This is a genomic window from Spiroplasma endosymbiont of Cleonymus obscurus, assembly GCF_964273375.1.
Classification (GTDB): Bacteria; Bacillota_I; Bacilli_A; order Mycoplasmatales; family VBWQ01; genus Spiroplasma_E.
This window is the reverse complement of sequence record NZ_CAXWWA010000002.1, coordinates 222,014-246,599: the sequence shown is the minus strand read 5'-3', so window position 1 is coordinate 246,599 and position 24,586 is coordinate 222,014. Positions and strand designations below refer to the sequence as shown.

The 24,586-nt window shown below is 23.3% G+C and carries 29 protein-coding genes and 3 pseudogenes; 10 read left to right on the top strand and 22 right to left on the bottom strand.

From position 1 onward, the window contains the following. Nucleotides 1-21: 21 nt before the first annotated feature. The 7 genes and pseudogenes from ACI2WJ_RS01910 to ACI2WJ_RS01880 all read right to left on the bottom strand — a co-directional run. Nucleotides 22-1,626, bottom strand: a complete 1,605-nt coding sequence (locus ACI2WJ_RS01910; RefSeq protein WP_339039439.1) for a CTP synthase — start codon at nucleotides 1,624-1,626, stop codon at nucleotides 22-24. Between the two features lie 36 nt (nucleotides 1,627-1,662). Next, the gene (rpoE, locus tag ACI2WJ_RS01905; protein WP_400254669.1) at nucleotides 1,663-2,070 is read right to left on the bottom strand and encodes a DNA-directed RNA polymerase subunit delta; all 408 of its coding nucleotides are present in this window, start codon (nucleotides 2,068-2,070) and stop codon (nucleotides 1,663-1,665) included. A 51-nt stretch (nucleotides 2,071-2,121) separates the two neighbouring features. Continuing rightward, nucleotides 2,122-3,762 carry an arginine--tRNA ligase gene (gene argS, locus ACI2WJ_RS01900; RefSeq protein WP_400254668.1) on the bottom strand — a complete coding sequence of 547 codons (1,641 nt, stop codon included), beginning with the start codon at nucleotides 3,760-3,762 and terminating at the stop codon, nucleotides 2,122-2,124. Between the two features lie 83 nt (nucleotides 3,763-3,845). Next, nucleotides 3,846-4,070 carry a hypothetical protein gene (locus tag ACI2WJ_RS01895; protein ID WP_400254667.1) on the bottom strand — a complete coding sequence of 75 codons (225 nt, stop codon included), beginning with the start codon at nucleotides 4,068-4,070 and terminating at the stop codon, nucleotides 3,846-3,848. 181 nt (nucleotides 4,071-4,251) lie between these two features. Further along, the gene (locus ACI2WJ_RS01890) at nucleotides 4,252-4,938 is read right to left on the bottom strand and encodes a hypothetical protein (protein WP_400254666.1); all 687 of its coding nucleotides are present in this window, start codon (nucleotides 4,936-4,938) and stop codon (nucleotides 4,252-4,254) included. A 31-nt stretch (nucleotides 4,939-4,969) separates the two neighbouring features. Further along, nucleotides 4,970-5,743, bottom strand: a complete 774-nt coding sequence (locus tag ACI2WJ_RS01885) for a hypothetical protein (RefSeq protein ID WP_400254665.1) — start codon at nucleotides 5,741-5,743, stop codon at nucleotides 4,970-4,972. 15 nt (nucleotides 5,744-5,758) lie between these two features. Continuing rightward, nucleotides 5,759-5,917 (bottom strand): annotated as a pseudogene (locus ACI2WJ_RS01880) (HD domain-containing protein); the annotation flags it as partial. 370 nt (nucleotides 5,918-6,287) lie between these two features. Here ACI2WJ_RS01880 and ACI2WJ_RS01875 point away from each other — a divergent pair. The 5 genes from ACI2WJ_RS01875 (at nucleotide 6,288) to ACI2WJ_RS01855 (ending at nucleotide 7,594) form a co-directional block, all read left to right on the top strand. Further along, nucleotides 6,288-6,776 (top strand): hypothetical protein, encoded by a 489-nt coding sequence (locus tag ACI2WJ_RS01875; protein WP_400254664.1) that lies wholly within the window; start codon nucleotides 6,288-6,290, stop codon nucleotides 6,774-6,776. Nucleotides 6,777-6,909: 133 nt separating this feature from the next. Continuing rightward, nucleotides 6,910-7,032, top strand: a complete 123-nt coding sequence (locus tag ACI2WJ_RS01870) for a hypothetical protein (protein ID WP_400254663.1) — start codon at nucleotides 6,910-6,912, stop codon at nucleotides 7,030-7,032. Continuing rightward, nucleotides 7,019-7,204, top strand: coding sequence for a hypothetical protein (locus ACI2WJ_RS01865; protein WP_400254466.1), 186 nt, complete (start codon nucleotides 7,019-7,021; stop codon nucleotides 7,202-7,204). The genes ACI2WJ_RS01870 and ACI2WJ_RS01865 overlap by 14 nt, the downstream gene beginning before the upstream one ends. 3 nt (nucleotides 7,205-7,207) lie before the next feature. Beyond that, the gene (locus ACI2WJ_RS01860; protein ID WP_400254662.1) at nucleotides 7,208-7,417 is read left to right on the top strand and encodes a hypothetical protein; all 210 of its coding nucleotides are present in this window, start codon (nucleotides 7,208-7,210) and stop codon (nucleotides 7,415-7,417) included. A gap of 15 nt (nucleotides 7,418-7,432) precedes the next feature. After that, entirely contained in the window at nucleotides 7,433-7,594 is a 162-nt protein-coding gene (locus ACI2WJ_RS01855) for a hypothetical protein (RefSeq protein WP_400254661.1), read from the top strand. Here ACI2WJ_RS01855 and ACI2WJ_RS01850 read toward each other — a convergent pair. Beyond that, nucleotides 7,577-8,366 (bottom strand): IS5 family transposase gene (locus tag ACI2WJ_RS01850; protein ID WP_400254556.1). Its coding sequence is split into 2 segments (ribosomal slippage): nucleotides 7,577-8,104 and nucleotides 8,106-8,366, totalling 789 coding nucleotides; the frame shifts between segments, so codons are not numbered across the junction. The two genes, ACI2WJ_RS01855 and ACI2WJ_RS01850, sit on opposite strands and share 18 nt — an antisense overlap. A 113-nt stretch (nucleotides 8,367-8,479) precedes the next feature. On the opposite strand from ACI2WJ_RS01850, the gene ACI2WJ_RS01845 reads away from it, so the two are divergent. Further along, nucleotides 8,480-8,647 (top strand): ERF family protein, encoded by a 168-nt coding sequence (locus ACI2WJ_RS01845; RefSeq protein WP_400254660.1) that lies wholly within the window; start codon nucleotides 8,480-8,482, stop codon nucleotides 8,645-8,647. A 2-nt stretch (nucleotides 8,648-8,649) separates the two neighbouring features. Here the strand turns inward: ACI2WJ_RS01845 and ACI2WJ_RS01840 are convergent. From ACI2WJ_RS01840 to ACI2WJ_RS01825, 4 genes and pseudogenes are all read right to left on the bottom strand, one after another. Next, nucleotides 8,650-9,772: pseudogene (locus ACI2WJ_RS01840) on the bottom strand (IS3 family transposase). A 174-nt stretch (nucleotides 9,773-9,946) separates the two neighbouring features. Beyond that, nucleotides 9,947-10,390 (bottom strand): hypothetical protein, encoded by a 444-nt coding sequence (locus ACI2WJ_RS01835; protein ID WP_400254659.1) that lies wholly within the window; start codon nucleotides 10,388-10,390, stop codon nucleotides 9,947-9,949. 28 nt (nucleotides 10,391-10,418) lie between these two features. Further along, a complete protein-coding gene (locus ACI2WJ_RS01830; RefSeq protein ID WP_281748665.1) occupies nucleotides 10,419-10,934 on the bottom strand; it encodes a hypothetical protein in 516 nt (171 codons plus the stop codon). Nucleotides 10,935-11,080: 146 nt separating this feature from the next. After that, nucleotides 11,081-11,464: a hypothetical protein gene (locus ACI2WJ_RS01825; protein WP_400254598.1), complete on the bottom strand. Its 384-nt coding sequence runs from the start codon at nucleotides 11,462-11,464 to the stop codon at nucleotides 11,081-11,083. Between the two features lie 97 nt (nucleotides 11,465-11,561). Between ACI2WJ_RS01825 and ACI2WJ_RS01820 the strand changes: the two genes are divergently transcribed. Together ACI2WJ_RS01820 and ACI2WJ_RS01815 are read left to right on the top strand one after the other, a co-directional pair. Next, nucleotides 11,562-11,846, top strand: a complete 285-nt coding sequence (locus ACI2WJ_RS01820) for a hypothetical protein (protein ID WP_400254658.1) — start codon at nucleotides 11,562-11,564, stop codon at nucleotides 11,844-11,846. Between the two features lie 54 nt (nucleotides 11,847-11,900). Further along, a protein-coding gene (locus tag ACI2WJ_RS01815) for an IS5 family transposase (protein ID WP_400254657.1) occupies nucleotides 11,901-12,690 on the top strand; the annotation gives its coding sequence in 2 pieces (ribosomal slippage) (nucleotides 11,901-12,161 and nucleotides 12,163-12,690; 789 coding nt in all). 1,405 nt (nucleotides 12,691-14,095) lie between these two features. On the opposite strand, the gene gltX is transcribed toward ACI2WJ_RS01815, so the two are convergent. From gltX to ACI2WJ_RS01780, 7 genes and pseudogenes are all read right to left on the bottom strand, one after another. After that, on the bottom strand, nucleotides 14,096-15,541 hold the full coding sequence (gltX, locus tag ACI2WJ_RS01810) for a glutamate--tRNA ligase (protein ID WP_400254656.1): 1,446 nt from the start codon (nucleotides 15,539-15,541) through the stop codon (nucleotides 14,096-14,098). Between the two features lie 53 nt (nucleotides 15,542-15,594). Further along, a complete protein-coding gene (locus ACI2WJ_RS01805; protein WP_338958803.1) occupies nucleotides 15,595-16,365 on the bottom strand; it encodes a hypothetical protein in 771 nt (256 codons plus the stop codon). Between the two features lie 69 nt (nucleotides 16,366-16,434). After that, complete coding sequence (locus ACI2WJ_RS01800; RefSeq protein ID WP_400254655.1) at nucleotides 16,435-17,037, bottom strand: hypothetical protein; 603 nt, start codon at nucleotides 17,035-17,037, stop codon at nucleotides 16,435-16,437. Between the two features lie 14 nt (nucleotides 17,038-17,051). Next, complete coding sequence (locus ACI2WJ_RS01795; protein ID WP_252319777.1) at nucleotides 17,052-17,555, bottom strand: hypothetical protein; 504 nt, start codon at nucleotides 17,553-17,555, stop codon at nucleotides 17,052-17,054. 85 nt (nucleotides 17,556-17,640) lie between these two features. Then, a complete protein-coding gene (ychF, locus tag ACI2WJ_RS01790; protein ID WP_400254654.1) occupies nucleotides 17,641-18,738 on the bottom strand; it encodes a redox-regulated ATPase YchF in 1,098 nt (365 codons plus the stop codon). Between the two features lie 68 nt (nucleotides 18,739-18,806). Continuing rightward, nucleotides 18,807-19,929 (bottom strand): annotated as a pseudogene (locus ACI2WJ_RS01785) (IS3 family transposase). 39 nt (nucleotides 19,930-19,968) lie between these two features. After that, complete coding sequence (locus ACI2WJ_RS01780) at nucleotides 19,969-20,553, bottom strand: hypothetical protein (protein ID WP_400254653.1); 585 nt, start codon at nucleotides 20,551-20,553, stop codon at nucleotides 19,969-19,971. A 140-nt stretch (nucleotides 20,554-20,693) separates the two neighbouring features. Here ACI2WJ_RS01780 and ACI2WJ_RS01775 point away from each other — a divergent pair, with 140 nt between their 5' ends. Next, on the top strand, nucleotides 20,694-20,861 hold the full coding sequence (locus tag ACI2WJ_RS01775; RefSeq protein ID WP_400254652.1) for a hypothetical protein: 168 nt from the start codon (nucleotides 20,694-20,696) through the stop codon (nucleotides 20,859-20,861). A 62-nt stretch (nucleotides 20,862-20,923) separates the two neighbouring features. Here ACI2WJ_RS01775 and ACI2WJ_RS01770 read toward each other — a convergent pair whose 3' ends face one another. The 3 genes from ACI2WJ_RS01770 to rsmG all read right to left on the bottom strand — a co-directional run bounded on the left by ACI2WJ_RS01770 (nucleotide 20,924) and on the right by rsmG (nucleotide 23,342). Next, nucleotides 20,924-21,811, bottom strand: coding sequence for a ParB/RepB/Spo0J family partition protein (locus ACI2WJ_RS01770; RefSeq protein ID WP_174480208.1), 888 nt, complete (start codon nucleotides 21,809-21,811; stop codon nucleotides 20,924-20,926). Beyond that, the gene (locus ACI2WJ_RS01765) at nucleotides 21,804-22,568 is read right to left on the bottom strand and encodes a ParA family protein (RefSeq protein ID WP_400254651.1); all 765 of its coding nucleotides are present in this window, start codon (nucleotides 22,566-22,568) and stop codon (nucleotides 21,804-21,806) included. Before ACI2WJ_RS01765 ends, ACI2WJ_RS01770 begins: the two co-directional genes overlap by 8 nt. A 78-nt stretch (nucleotides 22,569-22,646) precedes the next feature. After that, nucleotides 22,647-23,342 (bottom strand): 16S rRNA (guanine(527)-N(7))-methyltransferase RsmG, encoded by a 696-nt coding sequence (gene rsmG, locus ACI2WJ_RS01760; protein ID WP_400254650.1) that lies wholly within the window; start codon nucleotides 23,340-23,342, stop codon nucleotides 22,647-22,649. A gap of 356 nt (nucleotides 23,343-23,698) precedes the next feature. Here rsmG and ACI2WJ_RS01755 point away from each other — a divergent pair, with 356 nt between their 5' ends. Continuing rightward, nucleotides 23,699-24,436, top strand: coding sequence for a hypothetical protein (locus ACI2WJ_RS01755; protein ID WP_400254649.1), 738 nt, complete (start codon nucleotides 23,699-23,701; stop codon nucleotides 24,434-24,436). The last annotated feature ends 150 nt before the right edge of the window (nucleotides 24,437-24,586 follow it).

Here is a 24,586-nt window from a genome sequence, read left to right as displayed (position 1 = left end):
TTAAATTTTCTTACTTTATCATTATTTTTTAATAATACTTTTAATTAATCCTAAAAATAAAGGATTTGGTTTATTAATTCTTGATGTGAACTCAGGATGAAACTGACTTGCAATAAAGAATGGATGTACTTCTTTTGGCAACTCAATCACTTCTACCAAATCTTCTTTATTATATATACCACTAAAAATTAATCCATTTTTTGCAAGTAATGTTTTATAACTATTATTAAATTCATAACGATGACGATGACGTTCAATAATAATAGTTTGTTTATAAAGAGATTTTGCTAATGAATCATTAATTAAAGTGGTTGGATAATTACCCAATCTTAAAGTTCCCCCGATTTGATCATTTTTATTTTTGCCACGTAATAAATCAAAAATAGGATTTTTAGTTTTTTCATTAAATTCAGTAGAATTAGCATCTTGTAAATTACATACATTACGAGCATATTCAATACAAGCTAACTGCATACCTAAACATAATCCCAAGAAAGGAACTTTATTAACTCGAGTATAATTAATTGCATTGATTTTGCCTTCAACACCACGATTACCAAAGCCACCAGGAACAATTATTGCTTGGAAAGGAGAAAGCATAGAATTAATGTTTTTACTATCTAAACTTTCAGCGTTAATAATTTTATAATTAACTTTAGTATTAAGACTATAACCTGCAATTTTCAATGATTCAATTACTGATAAGTAAGCATCACTTAAATTCGAATATTTTGCCACAATACCAACAGTAACTTCTTGATTAATATTATCTAACTTTTTAACAATTGTATGTCATTCTGACATATCTGGTTTAGTTTTATTTAATTTTAATAATTCTGAAACTACTTCATCAATTTTTTGTTGTTCTAAAGATAATGGCACTTTATAAATATTATCACAATCAGGAATTGCTAAAACATGCCTGCGTTTAATATTACAAAATAAAGATAATTTATCAAAAATATGATCGGGTGGCATAGTTTCACTACGACAAACCAAAATATCAGGTTGAATACCTAATGATAATATTTCTTTTACTGAATGTTGACTAGGTTTCGTTTTAAATTCACCAACCGAATGTAAATAAGGAATTAATGTAGTATGAATAACAATAACATTTTCATGACCTTTTTCGTTTTTAACTTGTCTAATGGCTTCAATAAAAGCTAATGATTCAATATCACCAACTGTTCCACCAATTTCGGTAATAATAACATCAGCCTTACTATTAATTGCGGAATTAAAAATATGTTTTTTAATTTCATCAGTAACATGTGGTACAACTTGTACAGTTTTCCCTTCATAAAAACCATCGCGTTCCTTTTTTAAAACAGTTTGGTATACTTTTCCGGCAGTAATATTGGAGTCTCTAGTCAGATTTTCATCAATAAAACGTTCATAATGACCTAAATCTAAATCAGTTTCAGCACCATCACTAGTTACATATACTTCACCATGTTGATAAGGACTCATAGTACCTGGGTCAACATTAATATAAGGGTCAAATTTTTGCATAAAAATCTTAATATTTTTTTGCTTTAATATACGCCCAAGCGATGCTGCTGTAATTCCTTTACCTAAAGATGATACAACACCACCAGTAATAAATATATACTTTGAATTCATTAGTTTTCTCCTAAATATTAATTAATAATATCATTATTATTCATCATCATAACTATCTTCTAATGGTTGAATACTAATGGTATTTAAATCATCATCTTCATCTTCTACGTCTTCACTTAAATCTATAGTTTCATCATTATCTGTAACTGTTTCAGTACTATCAATTTCTTCTTTTGTATTACTTGGAATTTCTACTCTTGTCATATGTTCTTTAATTTCCTCTAATGAGACTTCATTACGTGGATATCAAAGTTTATCATTTTTTAAGAAAAAATTGGTATTTAAAATAATTCCAGTATAAAGTTCACCAGCAATTTTTTCTTCATCTTCTTTAGAAATATTACATTGTTTTTTAACATGTGTTCAAATTTCATTAAAACTGCTTTTTTTCTTTTTGCATAAAAAACTATATGCTACTTCTACAAATGTTTGTTTGTTTTGCATTTCTTAATCACCTTCTAAATTGTATATTATAAATAATAAAAAATATATTTTTTACATCTTTTTAGGCGCATCCACACCAATTAAATTTAAAGCATTTGCCATTATTTGTTTTATTGCTAAAACTAATGTTAATCGTTGAATTGTTAATTGTTGATCTTCACTAATAACTTTATGTTTATTATAATAAGAATGAAATAACTTAGCTAATTTTTGAATATAATTTGTAAGCAAATGTGGTTGAAGCTGTTTTTCAATTTTTTGCAAAATAATTATATATTCATCTAATGTAATCAATAATTCTTTTTCCTTTTGTTCTGTTAATAAATTAATACTATTTGCAATTTCAAATTTTGGATAATTCTCTATAATTTGATTTATACGCGCATGAACATATTGAGCATAATAAACAGGATTTTCGTTAGATTGTTGTTTAGCAAGTGCTAAATCAATATCAAGATGTGATTCAACTGATCTTGATACTAAAAAATAACGTAAAGCATCCTTTCCAATTAAATCTATCATATGTCTTAAAGTTATTGATGTTCCTGCTCTTTTTGACATTTTTTGTTCTTTACCATTATCAATAACCTTTACCATTTGCATACATAAAATATCAAGTTTAGTGGCATCATTATTAAGCATATATAATCCCGCTTTAATTCGTGGAATATAGCCATAATGATCTGCTCCTCAAATATTAATTAACATATCACTACGTTGAAATTTAATATGATGATAAGCTAAGTCAGGAAGCATATATGTATAAGTTTTGTCTTTCTTAACAATTACACGATCTTTATCATCTTCAAATAAAGTAGTTTTTAAAAAAATAGCACCATCAAGTTGATAAGTATTGCCTTGCATTTCAAATTGTTTGATTAAATTAGAAATAATATTTTCTTTATATAAAAATGATTCAGAAAATCAAATATTAATTTTAACTTTAAATTTTTTTAAATCTTTTTTAATTTCTGAAAGCATATAATTAATACCAAATTCTTTAAAAATTAAAGAAGAAGTTTCATCAAAAGGTTTATTTGCAAATTTATTACCATTTAATTTCAAAAATGATTGTGCAGCAGCTAAAATTTCAGAACCACGATAACTTTCTTTTGGTAATTCAACAGCATTGTCACAAAGATTTTGATAATTTATGAAAATTGAATTGGCCAAAACATTAATTTGATTACCAGCATCATTAATATAGTATTCTCTAACTATATTATATCCTCTATGTTCTAATATATTAGCTAAACTATCACCAATAGCCGCATTTCTTGCATGTCCTAAATGTAAAAGTCCGGTTGGATTAGCACTAATAAATTCAATATTATAAGTAATATTTTTTTTATTAGATTGACCATATAATGATTTCTCATTAATAATTTTCATTAATAACAAACTAAATACTTCAACATTAATATTAATATTAATAAAACCAGGAGTAATATAATCAATTTTTTTAATTAATGGGTGTTTCTGATGAATATTTTTAACTATAATTTCAGCAATGCCTAATGGTTTTTGTTTATATTTTTTTGCTAATATCATTGCTATTGATGTAGAATAATCACCTAAGTCATTATTTTTATTAATTTCAATAACAACCTGATTCAATTCTATTTCATAATTTGCAAATGCTACTGCATCAAGAATAATAGTAGTGAGTTCATTAATAACATAACTGTCCACAGTTCAGACCCCTTTCAATATCTAAAATATTATACTCATAAATTTAATTTATATCATATAAAAAAGTAAAAATAAATACTTTTTTATAAAAGTTGTTCAATTGTATCATTAACATACTGTATAAATCCAATTCTGATTAAAAATTCCAAAATAGCAACATCATTGTAATTTAAATCAATTAATTCTTGATAGTTACCAAAAATTTGATTATCAAGCACATTTCTTAATTTATCATTATTTTTTTTTGGATCATCTTCGATTTTAATTCCTGAAACTTTAACTAATTCTAAATCAATTTTTTTTTGCATTTTAACTTTAGTATTATCATCTTTATATAATTCTATTAATTTTAAATATAATTCTTGTAATAAACTTAAAGCCTTGACAAAATTACTTAGTAATTCTTGTTCATTAATTATATACGAATTTAAATTATGAAAATAATTATGATTTATCTCAGCTTCATATCTTGCTGCTTGACCGCCAGGATTAATTTGTTCAAAAATAACGCAAACGTTCTCTTAAGTTTAATAATATTTTACTCATTTCCTCACTTTCAACTCTTGTAGTACTAATTAATTTAATCAATCGTATTAAATTATGAAAATTAAATTTTTTCTTACTAGCTGAAGGTTCAACTTGAATATATTTTCTTAAACAATGCTTTAATTTTAATTCTAACGATTGATATACTGAAAAAAGAGTAATATGAAAATTATCATATCCAATCCCTTTTTTAATATTTAAAATAGCGTTAACTGCATACATATTAGCGCGATCATTATCATTACCCAAAACATTAGTTAAATGCAAAGTTCTTGGAAACTTATTAATCATTGTAAGTAATGTTTCTTTAAATTTAATTTTTAACGTATTATCTTTAAATTTAATTTGATTTATTTTAACTGATTTTAAATCATTATATTCATTACCTATTATAAGGTAGGCAAAAATAGAAAAATAAACAATTACTTTTTCTTTAAAATTTATTCAAGTAAAATTTAAAGTTTTAATAGCATTTTCAATTTTTTCTTTATTAATTAATACACCCAATATCACTATTACTTCTTGCGTTGCTAAATGATACTCATGTGAATTTAAGTAAAAATCTCCTGGCGTTAAATCTAAAATATTTGGATACTCAAAAATTTTATTAATTGATTTTAAAATTTTCATAATTACCTCATTTTATAATACTTTTAAATTTCTATTTCTTTTTTAAAAAATAAATTGTATTTGGTGCTTTAATTGGATCTTGCAAAATTTGTGAGATTTTTTCTAAAGTAATATATTCTTCGTTTTTTGTTTTAATAATAATTGGATCTTTTTTAAAATAATAAAGTACATTTTTTAAATCTTGTTTAACGCCAATAACATTAGTGTTATTTTGACTTGTTAATAACAACAATTCATTTTCTCAGTTAAAACAAAATAAAATTACTTTTGATATTTTTACTAACTCATTATCTTTTTCAAAATTAATAATATCTTGCATTAACTTAATTAAAGTAGCATCTGTTCAATTTAAATATGTTTGTATTTCAACACTTTTTCCCTCAAAAATAGCAATAAAATCATGAATATTGACTTTAAATGAATAAGTTTTATCAAAATATAATTCAGTTATTCTTGAAAATAATTTTTGTAAATTAAGATCAAAAAGAATTCCGCTTTTATGATAATAAACTTGAGAATACATATGGAACCTTGTGATTAAATAATTTTCAATAGCAGAAATTGCCTTGTATGAAAAAACTAAACCCTCTTTAATATCAATTATCATATTCGTAATAATTCAATCAATATCAATACTTCCATAACCAACTCCTGTAAAATATCCATCACGCATTAAATAATCAATACGATCACAATCTAATTGCGATGATACCAATTGAATTTGATATTTAGGATAATTTTTATAATCCTTCTTAAGGATACCAATAATAGCATTAATATTAATATTAAATTGTTTTAAAATCATGTTAATTTCAGTACTATTATCATTAATAATAGCACAAGTATAATCTTCATGAGTAAAATTTTCTTTTTTATTAACATTAAGGTTTATGATTTTTTCAAAAGTGTGTGAAAAAGGACCGTGTCCTAAATCATGTAATAAACCAGCAATTTTAATGTTTGTTTTTTCCTCTTTAATTGGACGTATTGCAGCCTTAGTTAGATTTAATAAGAAATTAAATGAGAGATAAAACTCTCATTTTTAATTGTTGAACAATTATAATTAATTATTTTATTAAACCTATACTTTATTAAAGTAATTAATTATTCCAAATTTAATAAAAATTATAAAAGCTATTGTATAGGAATTTGCAAATAGTAATTTTTCTGCTGGTCTTTAAAAATTTAAGTTTTTTTTCCCCCTCCCTCCAGACCTCCTACCCCCAAGGCTTATTGCTACCTATAGTAGCAATAAGCCTATACGTATAGTAAGTAGAAGTATTTAGTTAGTAGTATATAAGCCTTTTATCACTGTAGGTGATAAGGCTTATACGTAGAAAGGATTCGTAATGATTAATGTTAATTTAGATATTAAAAATAAAGTTAGAGAAACAACTAAAGGTATGTTATTAGAAATTGGTGAATATGAAACATGATTTCCAATTAAAGATACTATTATTAATCAAAATAATAAAAAAATAACATTAAAAATAATTGAAGATTTTAATTATAAATTAGGTAAAAAATCAATTACAAAAGATATTGAAAGTATTAAAGGTAGTGAAATTTTAAAATATATTAAAAATATTTCAGATATTACTACAAATGAAAATGAATTAATATCTTGTGAATTTTATGAACAATATAATGGTTATTATATTTTTACAAATGATAAAAATCAAGAATGTTTTAAATATAACATTATATGAGAACAAGATATGAAAAGTTTTAAAATAAATAACCCATATAATGATAATGATTTAGCAATAAATTATATTGTTACACCAATGAAAGATATAAATACTCATAATGAAAAAATATTTTATTTAAAGTATTAAAGGAAATTAATATGTTATTAAATGTTGAAAAAATAGAATTAATTAAAAATTTATGTAATGAAAAATTACTTAAAAATCAAAAATATATTGAAATACAAGAAATATTAAAAATTATAGAAAGGGATTAATAAATATGGAATGTAGAGAATATAGAATGAATGGTTCTTGTGATATTTGTCATAAAAATTCATCATTTGCAAATAGAACTTGTAATAAATGCTTTTATAAATTAATGAGTGATAATGATGAAATGTAATATACATAATGAAAAATATATTTGAATTAGTGAAATAGATAATACATATTATTGTAATAAATGTATAAATGAAATGATTGAAGAAGATATGTATTTAACATCAAATAATTGAGATTACTTATATGAATATTATATTAATGAATTACAATTAGAAAATTTTAAAGGAGTGTAAATAATGAATAGATTAGAATTAGAAAATGCAAGAAAATTAATAGAAAAATTTGAAGAATTACAAGAAGAATTTAATGATAAATATGAAAGTAGTTTAGACGTTAGAATTGATGATGACGGAGAGTTAAATATTAGTAATGATTATTTTAACTTTGAACATGTAAATAAATTAGAACAAGCAATTATTGATTATAAAAGAATTATTAAAGGTTAAAGGAGATGAATAGAAATGGTAGCAGCAGCACTTAAAAAACATGAAAATAAATTATTAATTAAAAATTTAAAAATTCGTCTTACTAAAAATGACCATTATGAATTAAAAACATATTGTTATGAAAGAAATATAACTATGAATGATTTTGTAAGAACCTGTTTAAAATCTTTTCAATAAAATTGAAATAAAGGCAAGAACAACCATTTGTAAGCTAGTATTTAATTTTTTTTCACAATTTTTTCATAATCTTCTGCATTTTTCTAATCATGCAAAACTTCGTTCTACAACTCATCTTTTTGGTAATACTACAAAAGAATGTAATTCATTACGTTTTATAACTTCAACATTTGCATTTATAATTGTTTTAATTTTAGAAGCAAATTTTTCACCAGTATAACCAGCATCTACTAGTATTTTTTGAACTGCAGAAAGATTCTCTTTTTCATTTTCAATCATTATTATAGCACTGTTACGATCTGTTTTTTCTGCTGTGGTTATGTAAATTGCATGTGGTAAACCTTGAGAATCAACAGCAATATGACGCTTTATTCCTGAAATCTTTTTACCAGCATCATAACCTTTGTTTTTAGTAGTATCTGTATTTTTAACACTTTGTGAATCAATTATACAAAAACTAGTTTGTTCTTTTCTACCATTATTGATACGAAATGCCATGACTAATTTTTTTTAAAACTAATTGTAATACACTAGGTTCTTTACCATTATTTTTACTTCAAACTTGAAAATAATAATATACAATTTGTCATTTTGGAAAATCTTTTGGTAACATTCTTCATTGACAACCACTTTTTAATACATATAAAACTGCACAAAATACTTCATATAAATCTAAGCTTCTTGGTTTAGTTCTCTTTTTAGTATTTTCTAAAATTGATTTTATATTTTCAAATTGCTCTTTGCTAACATTACTAGGATAATTTTTACGCATATATACCTCTTATCTTAAAATATATAATCATTTTACCCTATTTCTCTAAAAGATTTTAAACAGGTTCTAAGAGATTTAATTAAAAATGCAATAAATAGAAAGAGTGATAAATAATGAATAATTTATATAAAAAAATACTTAAATTACAATTAGAAATTGGTAGTACACCTAAAAATGGTTTTAATAAATTTGGAAATTATAAATATTGATTATTAAGTGATATTTTTAATAAATTTAAATTATTATGTAAAGAATTAAAATGGAATGGCAACCCTTTTTAGGACTATTTTTTGGTAGACATTTTTTCATGATATTTAACTGGAGTTAGGTAGTTTAAAGTGCTGTGGATTCGTATGTTGTTGTATCAATTGATATAATCAAATAATTCTAATTTTAATTGGATTAATGATGTAAAATTTTTATCATTAATAAATTCAGTTTTGAAAGTTTTGAAAGTTGCTTCAGCAACAGCATTATCATAAGGACAACCTTTTTTGCTTAAAGAACGGGTAATATTGAATGCTAATAAAAGTTTATCAATAGTTTTATTATTGAATTCATTACCGCGATCACTATGAAATATTTGAATATCTTTTAAACAGCGATTTGATTGCATAAATGCTTGATATACTAATGATGCATCTTTTTTAGTACCTACACACTATGTCCAATAATTTCGCGGTTAAATAGGTCGATTAATAAGCAAATATAGTTTCACTTACCATTAACTTGAACATAAGTTAAATCACTAACAATAACTTCATTTTTAAGCCTATTATTAAAGTTTCTATTCACAAGATTGCTTATTTGGCTATCATTGACTTTGTTATGATGATTTTTAAATGATAATTTAGTGTATTTTGATATTAAATTATGCTGATTCATAATTTCTTTAATTTTTTTGCGTGATAAATAAATTTCTTTATTTTCTAGACTGACTTTTAATCTTCTTGTTCCATAAACTTCTTTATTTTGTTTAAAAGCACTAATAACAGCTTCATCATACATATTATTTTTGATTTTATCTTCTTTTTTCTTTAAATTAAAATAATATGTTGATTTAGAAAGTTTTAAAAAACGACAAATTGGACGAATTTTATATTTAGATTTATTATTTGTAATAATCTCTACTTTCTGCCTATTATTAGTGCTGCTTGCTTTAAAATATCATTCTCCATTCTTAATTGTTTTAATTCTTTATTTGCTTGAATTAATTGTTTTTCTAAATCCGAAAGATTATCTTTAGTTTTAAAACTGCTTGAATTTGTAAATTGCTTAATTCATTTATAAGTAGCTGCTCTTGTAACGTTGTATTCTTTAGCAAGGCAAGATACTGATTTGCCATTTTGATATAAAGATACTATTTGTTTTTTAAATTCATCATTATATGAGTTAATATTGGCCATAATTATATTTCCTTTCTTTTAACTAATTTGTTCACTTGTCTACGTAATTAGTGTCCAATAAAGTGTAACCCATCCATTTTATCACCAATTTGATAAAATGCTGATTTTGCTGTATCTTCTGTCATTTCTAACATATTAATAGGAATTACTTGTGATTTAGCAATACAATAATCTTTAATAACCTTGTAAAAAAATACTTTCTTGTATAAATAAATAATTTCTTAATGCACTTTCTGCTCATATTGATAACATATTTGCTTTTAATGGAATTGGACTTGACATAAATCTATTCATATCAAAATCTTCAGTTCTTCAATCAATAACTAATATTTGGTCTAAAATAACACTAGTTGTTCTTAATGTTGTTCATTGTTTATTTGTACCAGTCATAACATCATATTTTGAACCTCAACGTAAACGTTCAGCAATACGATAATATGCTTCTACTGCTCCAGGTATTTCACTTATTTGTTCTGCAACTGCACTTGCTTTTAAAAACATCATACTTTCATCATTATAAAGTATACCTTTTACTTGAGCTTCCATAGCAGTTAACATTGCTTTATTTCCATTATTACCACCAGTAATTAAACCAGTTGGAACTTGTGGAATAGCCATAATATCTCTCCTTTTGAGAAATATTTAATTATTTACTAAATAAAAATTCTAAAAATTTAATCATTTCTTGTTTAGTTTTTGCTCCTACAACTTCTGTATTTTTTAATAATTCTTCATTTTTAGATGTAATATTATTATCTAATTCAAAAAGTGTTTTTGGATTAAAAAACTCTTGTTTAGATTCTTCATTTTTAATAATTTCTTGTTTTTTTATTTCTTTATTATGTAAATTATTATTAAATATTTCTGCATAATCTTCTTTTATTTTATTTAAAGCAGAATGTTTATCAAGTTCTTTATATTCAGTATTAATTAATGATTTAACTATTTTTAATTGTTTATCATTAAAACCATTAAATAATTCTTTTTCTTGATATTCATTAACTTTATTTTCATATTCTTTTATTTTTGTTTCATATTCACTTAATTTAGGTTCAATATTTTTTTTACTTTCAGCATATACTACATTTCTATGTTGTTTTAGTAAATTTTTAACATCATCTAAACTATAATTCTCTTTTTCATCAAAAGTAAAATCACTCATACTTTTAATCTCCCTTTTATTAAATTTTAATAATTCACTTGGTTAATAGGTCACTTTTATATATGTTATTTAACATATTCACTTTATTTAATTATATCATTTTTTCCCTTTAAAATAAAGAAAAAATCTATATATAATATAGACTTCTAATCATTATTTTCTATTTTTCTTGGTTCACAAAGATTAATAATTATATTACTTTTTGAGTTATTTTCTTCAAAATTATTTTGTAAATCATCAAATTCTTCTGGATGACATTTTCTTAAATATTCTCATTGATATTTTGGGTCTTTCATAGTATTACGTAATAAATAATTAGCAATTTTTTGACATGCTTTATCATATTCCTTTAAAAAATTTTGTTGTCATTTTGTCTGGTAGCGTCGGCAATCAAATATATATTTTCTATCAATTCCTAATGCTAAATTTAAACCAGTTTTTGTCATTCTAGTTGGTACATTTTTATTATCTCTAAAATATTCATTTATTTTTTCTTTATAATTTCCTAATTCTTTTCTTTTTGCTGGCATATTTATCACCTATATTCAATATTTATATACTAATTATAACATTTTAACTAAAGTATATTACAACACTCACCAGTTAATTATTGTTATACTCAAAGTCATGTATTTAGAAAGGAATAATATTATGATTTTACTTCCTGAACAATTTCCTCATAATCATTTTAAAATTAGTCATGAAAAACAAATGTTATTAGATTATAAAAATGATTTAATTAAATATGATAAATATTGGTATGAAAATTACTATGATAAAAATAAATATAAATATGTTAAAACTGCTAAAAGAACTTTTACATCAATGTATGGAATAGTAAAAGATTTTTATAGAAAAGTATATCAACATAAAATTACTGGTGAATATTTATATCCATTAGAACCTGTTTAAAATCTTTTCGAAAATAATGTAAAATGATTATATATTTTAAAATAAGAGGTATATATGCATAAAAATTATCCTAGTAATGTTAGCAAAGAACAATTTGAAAACATAAAATCAATTTTAGAAAATAGTAAAAAGAAAACAAAACCAAGAAGTTTAGATTTATATGAAATATTTTGTGCAATTTTATATGTATTAAAAAGTGGTTGTCAATGAAGAATGTTACCAAAAAATTTTCCAAAATGACAAACTGTATATTATTATTTTCAAATTTGAAGTAAAAATAATGGTAAAGAACCTAGTGTATTGCAATTAATTTTAAAAAAAATTAGTTAAAAAAGTTCGTATCAACAATAATCGCAAAGAACAAACTAGTTTTTGTATAATTGATTCGCAAAGTGTTAAAAATACAGATACTACTGAAAATAAAGGTTATGATGCTGGTAAAAAGATTTCAGGCATAAAACGTCATATTGTTGTTGATTCTCAAGGTTTACCACATGCAATTTACATAACCACGGCAGAAAAAACAGATCGTAATAGCGCTATAATAATGATTGAAAATGAAAAAGAAAATCTTTCTGCAGTTCAAAAAATAATAGTAGATGCTGGTTATACTGGTGAAAAATTTGCTTCTGAAATCAAAACAATCATAAATGCAAATGTTGAAGTGATAAAACGCAATGAATTACATACTTTTGTAGTATTACCAAAAAGATGAATTGTAGAACGAAGCTTTGCTTGATTAGAAAAATACAGAAGATTATGAAAAAATTGTGAAAGAAAACTAAATACTAGTTTACAAATGGTTGTTCTTTCATTTATTTCAGTTTTATTAAAAAGATTCTAAACAGGTTCTTAGATACATATATTAATATTGATAAAAATAAAAAATTTACTAATCAAGTAACAAAATCAATAATTTATGAAGCTGATTTTAATAATATTACATATCCTATAATTAAACATAATTTAAAAATAGATATATCTTTATCAACAATTTGTAGAAGAGTAAAAACAACAAATATATTTGTACAAGATTTACCACAAGAAAAAAGACAAATATTACCAACTGATTTTATTTATATTCAATCAGATGAATCATATAATAATTTAATTGATAATAAAAAGAAAAGAAAATTTAGACATAGAACAGTAAGTATAAGTACTGGTTTTGATTTAAATAAATCTACTGATAATAGACATGTTTTAGAAAATAAATATATTTTTGTTATATCAACTAGAAAAGGTCAAAGAATTAATAAAAAAGAATTTGGTAAATCTATAATAACTAATGTAGATAATATTTTTATTGGTTATACTAATGAAAATTTAAAATTAACGGGTGATGGTGCAACTTATCTTAAATCTACTGCTAATTATTTAAAAATTGATTATGCTGTAGATAAATGACATCCATTACAAAAAATAAAACAAGTATTTATTGTAGGAAAAGGTAAAAGAACAAAAGAAAATAATAAAAAATTAAATTATGCTTATTATGAATTATTTTTAAATGGTTGTTATTATAAATTATTAGATTATTTAAAAGAAAATAATGCTGATGAAAAAATATATGAATATTTTAAAAATAATAAAAAAGGTATTGAAAATCAAAATGCTATTTGAAATATTGGTTGTAGTGCAGAAAGTGATGTTTATCATTTAATAAAATCTATTTCTAATAATAATGCAAAAATTTATTCAAAAGAAGCATTTTTTAATTTATTAAAATTAAAACAAGCAAGAATTAATAAATTAAAAGTATTTGTTTAAATTTATAAAATTTAATAAATCTAAACCTAAATAGTTAGGAATTTTTATTTTATAAAAGTTAATAAAATCTATATTAAGACTTGACATTAACCCTAAATAGGGTTATAATATTTATAACAATTAATAATTTATTTTATCTTTTATTTAAAGAAAATTAAATTATAACTAGACTTGAAATACGCCCGTTGAATTTACAAGATATTAACGCCTGAATAACGGGTTCGCTGATATTAATATTTTTGTGTATAGCGTCACGAATAAAAGTTACTTTATAATTATTGCTTGACATAAATTTTAACCTCTCATTAATATCTTATAAATTTTAGGTATTATTAATTTTTTATTTTAATAGTAACATAATATAAAATTTTTCTTCTATTTTAGTAATTATTTTGAGTAAAAAGAACAATTTTATAATTTTTATTTATAACAAAAGCAAATATTATATTTTCTATATAAGTAATAATATTTATTTTTCTTTAATATTTAAAATTTAATTTAACATTATTAATAATGGTATCATAACCTAATAGTTTAATGGTGCTAACTAAATCAGGTCCATGCATTTGTCCTGTTGTAATAATTCTAATTGGCATAAATAATAATTTACCGTTAACATTAGTTTCTTTTTTAACTTCATTAATAATGTTTTTAATATTATCACTAGTTCAATTTTTACAATCAATAATCTTTTTAATAAATGCTGTACAAACTAAGTTACATTCATTATCATTCAAAAAAGTCTTTGCTTCTATATCTACCTTAAAATTATTTTTAAAAAATAAACTTGCCAATTCATTAATTTGACTACCATATTCTAACTGTGATTGATAAATTAATAATACTTCTTTTCATCATTCAATAGTTTTGCTATTTCAATTATATTTTTCTTTAATAAAAGGTGTAACTAAAGCTAAGTATTGTTCAACATTTAATCTTTTAATATAATAATTATTCATTCACACTAATTTTTCTGGATCAAACATACTTGGTGCTTTACTTAAATATTTTGGGGTAAATAATTTAATTAATTGTTCTTTAGTATAAATTTCTTTTTCTTCATGCGAACTTCATCCTAATAAAGCAATAAAATTAAAAATTGCTTCTGGCAAATATCCTTCTTTACGATATTGATGAATAAATTGGATAATGTTACCATCACGTTTTGATAATTTTTTACGTTTATTATTAACAATTAATGTTAAGTGGGCAAAAATTGGCATTTTCCAATTAAAATATTCATAAATAACTAATTGTTTTGGTGTATTTGACAAATGTTCTTCACCACGAAAAACATGACTTATTTCCATTAAATGATCATCAATAACAACAGCAAAATTATAAGTAGCCACTCCATTTGATTTAATAATAATATAATCTCCTAAGTCTACTGAATTAAATTCAACATTACCACGAACTAAATCTTTAATTTTATAACTTTTATTAGTGGGAATTTTAACTCTAATAGCATATGAAATTTTATTTTGTAAATTTTCTTCAATTACAGACTGCTCTAATTTTGAACATGTTCCATCATACTGGAAAGCTAAAATATTTTTATCTGCTTGTTTCTTACGCATTTCTTCTAGATATTGAGGTGTACAAAAACAATAATATGCTTTTTTTTCTTTTATTAGTATTAATGCATGTTGAATATATATATTTAAACGTTCAGTTTGTTTATAAGGACCATATTTACCTGGTAAATCAATAGTTTCATCAGGAATTATTCCCATTCAACGTAAATTATCTAATTGTGAACTAATTCCATCTTCAATATTACGTTCTAAATCAGTATCTTCAATTCTAACTATAAAATCTCCTTTGTTATTTTTTGCAAATAAATAATTAAATAATGCTGTTCTAGCACCACCAATATGTAAATACCCAGTAGGACTAGGTGCATATCGTACACGAATTTTCATATTTTCACCATCTTTATTTAATTTAAGATTTTTTAATCTTATTAACTTTTTTTCTACTTTATTAGTCTTTTTTTAGAATTTAATTTTTTATTATTATTTTTAGAGGATTTCATTATTTTTTTACGATTAGTTTTAGATTGTAATTTTTCATTTACTTCTTCATCAAGAAAAATTGTAATAGTCTGTGTATCATTTGGATCAAATTCATTAGAACTTGGTAATGGTTGTTTTAATTCTGGTTCAAAATCAATTGCTGCTTCAATACGTTGACGATAAAAGTGATATGTTTGAACATTAATTAAATTTAATTTAAGTAATAAAATAACTGCTGCAACAAGTAATGCAAAATAAAAACCAAAAATTGATCAAACAATAGTTGAAGAAACTCAATTTCTATAATAAAAGCTTGGTACTTCAATCGTTCCTCCTCTATTAGGTATTATTTGTGCACTATCATTACTTCATTCACAATAAAGCAATTGACCAGAAAAACTTATCAAAAATCCAACAACAAAAATTATAAAGTTTACAACTAAAAATACAAATTTAAAACGAGGAGATTTTTCAAGAAAAACTCTTGCCGTAAAAATACAACTAATCAAACCGAAACTGCTTACAACTAAACCTATTACTGGTAAATAATAAATTGCAGTATAACTTGAAGGATTAAAACTTGGTGAAGGTTCTGCAATTTCAAAACCATAATAATATAAATCTTTTAAAGCTGTATTTTTTGACAAAGCAATTAAAAAAAATAATTCATAAATAATAAATGTGCTTAATAATAAATAAAAACTAATAAACCACCAATTACGAATTCTCATAAATCTGCCCCCCTTATTTAATATTCAAAGTTTTTTTACTAAATTCCTTTTCTTGTTTTTTAATTTTTTTTAATTCTTGTTTTCTAATTCGTCTTTGTTTTTTTTCATACTTCTAGTAGTATAAATTTCATAATCTGAGTTCATAAATGTAAACTTTCTACGCATAATTCAAAAAAATAGTTGTGTAATCAAAATTAAAAAAAGACTAAAAATAATAAATATTCTTGCAATAATTGGATTAATTCAATGATAATTTTCATTATATAATATTCCAGATTGTGAAATATAAGTTAATTGTACTTCTGAACTTAACATTACACTAAGAATTAATAATCAAAAAGCAGTATAAAACATTCTACTGCTATACTTTGAAGAGACAATACTTACTCTAGGAGCAAATATTAATAAAATCATACTTACAATAATTGCAATTAAACAAACAATTGGAGCATAAAATAAATTCAAAATAGGATAATTAAAATCAGTAAGTTTTACATTATATAATTTATATTTTGATACATTAATAGCAGCAAATAAAGAAAAAATAAAAACTGATAAAAAAAGAACTATTGATATTGCCAAATAAACAAAATATGCATTTTTAGTCTTTTGTTCATATGGAATAAAATATGTTTCTTTGTTTTTAATATTATCTAAATCTTTAATTTTCATTATTTTCACCTACTTTATTTTTCATTAGGCAATTCTTCAACTACTAAAATTAAAATAATCGCTGCTATTACTTCACATATTCATACAATTAATGATATTAATGAAAAAAATAGTAATACTGGTATTGATCAAAAAACTAGACTACCGCTTAACATTAATGTTGATAATATTAATGTTGAAATAGCAGTAATTCTAAATGAAGATTTCTTTTTAAGTTTCTTTGCTGGTATCATAAAACAAATAATACTAACTAAAATTGCAATTCCAACATATGATAATGATAAAGCTAATTGCAGTTTACTAAATTCAAACCCCATTTTTTGCCCAACAAATGCATTAACTATTAATAGTATTAAAAAAGCAATACTACCAATAATTTGCACAATTGGTGATCAAAAAAGTAAAGCCCTTGAAACTTTTATTTTATTAAGAACATCAAACTTTTTAGTTTTTTTATTTGGAACATAATTGTTTTCTTGAATGTCAGAATCAGGATTTTGTAAATTACTTTTTAACATAATAATTTTTTCCTTTCTTGCTAGTATATTTTCAAATTAATTATAACAAAACTATAACCTTTTTATAATTAATATTATCTTAAAACTAAACATTAAAAAGGAAATGACAAATATCACCATCTTCAACTATATAATTTTTACCTTCAACTCTCATTTTTCCCTTTTCCTGAACATTTTTTTCACTACCCAATAATTCTATATCTTGATAATTATAAACTTTAAGTCTAATAAAACCTTTCATGAAATCTGTATGAATGATACCAGCACACTCTGGTGCTTTCATTCCTTTAATAAAAGTTCAAGCATGAACTTCTTTGGGTCCAACAGTAAAATAAGTACCTAAATTTAATAGTTTATAAGTTGCTAATACAATTTGATCAATTCCTGATTCAAAAATATTTAACTCTTTAAACATTTCTTTTTTTTCTTCTGCTTCTAATTCAGAAAGTTCACATTCTGTCTTAGCACAAACAACAATTACAGTAATATTTTTTTTGCTCATATATTGTTGTAATTGTTCAACATATTTATTGGTTTTAGTTATTAAATCTTTTTCATTAATATTAGCAATAACAATTATTGGTTTAGCAGTTAAAAAATTATAAGGTTTAATCATTAGTAATTCTTCTGAACTTAACTTTTGATTACGAATAGCAACACCATTGTTTAATTCATTATTAATTTTTTCTAATAAAGCTACCTCAGCAATACCTTGTTTATCTCTAGTTATTTGCGATTTTTTACAAACTTTTTCTTTTCGTTTACTTATTACTTCTTGATCAGCTAACATTAATTCCAATTCAATAATTTCAAAATCATTAATTGGATCAATTTTATTTTCAACATGACTAACATTAATATCATCAAAACAACGAATAACTTCGCATATTGCATCAACTGTTCTAATATTAGCAAGAAATTGATTACCTAATCCTTCACCTTTACTAGCACCTTTGACAAGTCCGGCAATATCATGTAATTCTAAAATTGTTGGTACAACTTTTTGTGGATTAAAGATTTTTATTAAATTTAAAATTCTTGAATCATTGACTGGAACGCTACCAATATTTGGTTTTATAGTAGCGAAAGGATAATTTTCAATTAATACTTGTGAATTGGTAATGGCTTTAAATAATGTTGATTTACCTACATTAGGTAAACCAACGATACCAGCAGTTAACATATAATATACACCTGTTTCTTTTACTTATATGATTACATCGTATCATGGAATGGCAACCCTTTTTAGGACTATTTTTTGGTAGACATTTTTTCATGATATTTAACTGGAGTTAGGTAGTTTAAAGTGCTGTGGATTCGTATGTTGTTGTATCAATTGATATAATCAAATAATTCTAATTTTAATTGGATTAATGATGTAAAATTTTTATCATTAATAAATTCAGTTTTGAAAGTTTTGAAAGTTGCTTCAGCAACAGCATTATCATAAGGACAACCTTTTTTGCTTAAAGAACGGGTAATATTGAATGCTAATAAAAGTTTATCAATAGTTTTATTATTGAATTCATTACCGCGATCACTATGAAATATTTGAATATCTTTTAAACAGCGATTTGATTGCATAAATGCTTGATATACTAATGATGCATCTTTTTTAGTACCTACACACTATGTCCAATAATTTCGCGGTTAAATAGGTCGATTAATAAGCAAATATAGTTTCACTTACCATTAACTTGAACATAAGTTAAATCACTAACAATAACTTCATTTTTAAGCCTATTATTAAAGTTTCTATTCACAAGATTGCTTATTTGGCTATCATTGACTTTGTTATGATGATTTTTAAATGATAATTTAGTGTATTTTGATATTAAATTATGCTGATTCATAATTTCTTTAATTTTTTTGCGTGATAAATAAATTTCTTTATTTTCTAGACTGACTTTTAATCTTCTTGTTCCATAAACTTCTTTATTTTGTTTAAAAGCACTAATAACAGCTTCATCATACATATTATTTTTGATTTTATCTTCTTTTTTCTTTAAATTAAAATAATATGTTGATTTAGAAAGTTTTAAAAAACGACAAATTGGACGAATTTTATATTTAGATTTATTATTTGTAATAATCTCTACTTTCTGCCTATTATTAGTGCTGCTTGCTTTAAAATATCATTCTCCATTCTTAATTGTTTTAATTCTTTATTTGCTTGAATTAATTGTTTTTCTAAATCCGAAAGATTATCTTTAGTTTTAAAACTGCCTGAATTTGTAAATTGCTTAATTCATTTATAAGTAGCTGCTCTTGTAACGTTGTATTCTTTAGCAAGGCAAGATACTGATTTGCCATTTTGATATAAAGATACTATTTGTTTTTTAAATTCATCATTATATGAGTTAATATTGGCCATAATTATATTTTCTTTCTTTTAACTAATTTGTTCACTTGTCTACGTAATTAGTGTCCAATAAAGTGTAACCCATCCAGAAAATGCTTTTTGACTATTGGAAATAGATACAATTTTTTCTTTATTTAAACAGCTATTTTCTGAAGTCATTATTTTACTTTCATTTTCAATATCTTCTTCATCAGTATCTTCTCAGTTATCAACAAGAAAATAACGTGGAGGAAGTTCATCTAATATTTCATGTATACTATTTAAATCTTCTGCCTTTTTAAGTAACTTAGCAATTTCAATAACTTTAGTAGTTTCATCATTTATATTCATTTTTTCATTAAACAAATCAGTTAAATCCAATACATTGTCTTCAGAAATTTGTTCTTTTTCTAATCAATTATTAATTTTTTGATTAAATAATTTAGTTAAAATTACTGCATCTTCCTCAGAAATATTAAACTTTTTTAATCAATCATTATTTTTTTCATTAAATAACTCGGTTAAAATTGCTACATCTTCTTCAAAAATTTTTCTTTTTTTAAACAAACAATTAATCATTTTTACTCAATCAATTTCATCTTTATATTTTCTAAAAATAATACGTTTAAATAACGTATTCTTATCTTTTTCTGGCATATTTAATTTTCCTTTCAATGTTAAAATAAATTATTTTAAATAACATTATAACATCAAATATAATGATAAAAACTTTTACAATAGTATATAATTATAAATAAGTAAGGCTTAAAAATAAATATAACTTTTAGGAGGAAAATATGGAAAAGAAACTTTTAACTTATCCTCATGATATATCAAAAAAGTTATTAATCATACTAGGTATAAGTAAAATTGTAATTGGTTTGTCTATCTTATTTGTTTTTATTACAAACTTAATTATCTATACTAATTCAGGATTAATATTTCCTTTTAGAGAAATATCATAAAATAAATTTACAAGATAAAAAATGAGTATAAATGTTTTAAAACATTTATACTCATTTTAAATTTATATTAATTTTAAAAATTCTAAAATTCGATTTAATTCTTTATGATTACTATAATTGATGATTAGTTGTTTTTTATTGATTTTTACTTTAGTATCTAAAGTTCTTGATAAAGTATTTTCTAATGCTACTAAATGAAGATCTGACTTTTTATTAACATTTTGTTTTTGATTTAAACTTAATTGTTGCATCTTAATAACATCTTCAACCTTACGAACACTCCATTGTTCACTATATGCCCTTTTAGCAATAGTTACCATTAAATTAAGATTAGTGCCTAAACTTAATAACGGTTTAACATGACCCATTGTTAATTCATTGCGTTGAAGCATTTGTAAAATCTCTACTGGCAATTGCAAAATTCGTAAAGTATTAGCAATGTGACTACGTGATTTATTAACTTTTTGTGAGAGTTGTTCTTGAGTTCATTTCATTTTACTAATTAAAGTTTGATATGCCTGTGCTTCTTCAAAAGCATTCAAATCAACACGTTGAATATTTTCAATCAAAGCAAATTCCATTAATTGTTGATCTGTTACTTCAATAGTTACTGCAGAGATCTCTGTTAGACCTGCTAATTTTGCAGCTTTAGTTCTACGCTCACCAGCAACTAATTGAAAAACACCATCTGTTATCGTTTTTTTAACAATAATTGGTTGAATTAAACCGTGAATTTTAATTGAATCACTTAGTTCTTTAATTTCTTGTTCATTAAATACTACACGCGGTTGATATGGATTAGGAATAATTTTTGCAAGAGAAATAGTTTGTGAAAAAGTTTTAGCAATTTCTGGTGAACTTTCAATGTTAGTTATCAAATCATTTAAACCTTCACCAAAAATTGATGCTAAGCCTTTAGCAGAAATACGATTTTTTTTATCATTAGACATTATTTAACACCTCATTCACTAAACTTTGATAAGCAATAGCACCACTGCAACGTGGCCGATAACTAAAAATATTTTTACCATGACTTGGTGCTTCACTTAGAGTTACATTTCTTGGAATATAATTTTTATAAACTTTTTCTCTAAAATTTTTTTGAATTTCTTTGATAACTTCAACAGAAGAAGTTGTTCTAATATTAACCATAGTTAATAAAATCCCTTCAATTTCTAAATTGGGATTAAATAATTGTTGTACTAAACGAATAGTAGATAATAATTGTACCAAACCACCTAATGCATAAAACTCAGCTTGCAATGGAATAATAACTGAATTAGCTGAAGCTAAAGCATTACGATTAACTAATCCTAAACTAGGTGGACAGTCAATAATAATAAAATCATATACTTCCTTTACGTGTTCTAATTTTTCTAATAAAATATTTCTTTTATTACGAGATTGCTCTAATAAAAATATTTCGGCTCCCGCCAAAGAAATGGTTGATGGTAATAAATCTACTCCTTGACAAACTTCAGTTTTAATTACTTTTTCCAATGGAACATCATGTACTAAAACATCATATATATCTTGTTCAACTTTATCAGCAGCAAAACCCATTGAAATAGTAGCACTACCTTGTGGATCCAAATCAATAAGTAACACTTTTTTATTTTTTATACCTAAACCTGCAGCAAGATTAGTAGCAGTAGTTGTTTTTCCAACTCCACCTTTTTGATTAGCAATTGCAATAATTTTGCCCATAATAATTACCTTTCTAAATTAATAGACTAATATTTTATCCTACTAATTAAGTTTAACACTAATTTTAATTAATATTATTTACAAAGGTTTACTTTTAATTTGTTGATAAGGTCTTGGATATTTTAAAGCACATAATTTATATTTTTGAAAATGAAGGATTGTTCTTTGACCATAGTTGTTTGGTAATTGAACAGTAAATTGATTAATTAACTTTGCACCCATTGTGTTAATACTATTTTGTGCCAACGCAAGTTCTTCTTCAACTTTAAGACCCTTATAAGCAATAAATAATCCTTCAACTTTAACTAATCCTAAACATAATTCACTTAAAATATTTAGTGGTGCTAATGCTCTTGCTGTTACAATATCAAATGTTTCACGATATTGATGAGCAAATGTTTCTGCTCTTTGATTAATTATATAAACGTTTTCTAAGTTTAGTTCAGTAATTACTGTTTTTAGAAATTGATATTTCTTTGTATTTGATTCAATAATAGTTAATTGTAATTTGGGAAAACAAATTTTTAAAATTATTCCTGGTATACCAGCACCACTACCAACATCACAAATATTTTGATCCTCCAAAATGATATTATTACTAATTAAAAGAGAATCATAGAAATGTTTATAATAAACTTCCATTTCTTCAATGATCGTTGTTAAGTTATATTTTTTATTTTCAGCAATTAAAATTTTATAATACTGACTTAATTGTTGTTCCATTATTGGGGTTAAAGTTAAATTAGTTAAACCTATAGCTCAATTTTTATTCATTGCTTACTCCTAAATCAATCATTTAATAAAATACTTTATTTAAAGTAGACTATAAATATAATGCTTTAAATAATTAAATTATATTTAATTATATTTTTATATTTAATTATAATGTTTTTTTAGTATATGTTTGAAATTTTATCACATAACTACTATCCTTCAAAATTAAATATTACTAAAAATAATTTAAAACCTTTAAAATATCATTTTCGTTGTATTTTCTTTAAACTCAAATATAATTAACACATATAATAATAATTATTAAAAAATTATAAAAGTTTTTTAACTCATTGCTTAATTTAAAGTAAATGAGTTTTTATGTTTTAATTTATATCATTGAAAGGAAAAATAAAAAAATGAAAATTTTACTTAATTTTTCAAACGAACTAACAAAATCTATTAATAATAATTCATTAAACCTAATCAGTATACAAATTAATAATTGAACAAATCCTATCCAAAAACATAAAAACAAACTTGAAGAAATATATCAAAATTTTCTAAAATCACAAGAATTATCAAAGGTTTTATTTAATAAATCAATAAATACATATAAACCACATTTCATAAATAAAATGAAAAGAGAAGTACTATTTATTAAAATAAATGAAGAAAAAAAAGATATAAATCTACAAAATATAAATAAATTAACTACACATGAAATTGAAATACTCACAAAAAAAGAATTACAGAGATTGACAACTGAAGAAATAGTAATTTTAACACCAAGACAAATACAAGCATTTACAGAATGACAAATTACTTGATTCACCATTGAACAAATCCAAATATTGACAAAATTACAAATTCAATCATTGACAAAAAAACAAATAGAATCATTTACTACTTTACAAATTTCTTGATTCACCAAAAAACAAATATCATGATTCACAAACTTACAAATTACTTGACTTAGAAAAAAACAAATAGCATCATTTACAGAAATACAAATAAAAGCATTAACCAAAAAACAAATACCAGCACTCACAAGCGAACAAGCAGCAGCACTTACTGTTTGACAAATCACTTGATTTACTAAAAACAAATACCACACAATTTACAGAAACGCATATAGCAGTATTCACAAAAGATAAGATTTCTTGATTTACTAAAAAACAAATACCACAATTTACAGAAACGCATATAGCAGTATTCACAAAAGATAAGATTTCTTGATTTACTAAAAAACAAATACAAGCATTCACAATCAAACAAATTGAAATATTTACTAAAGAACAAATACA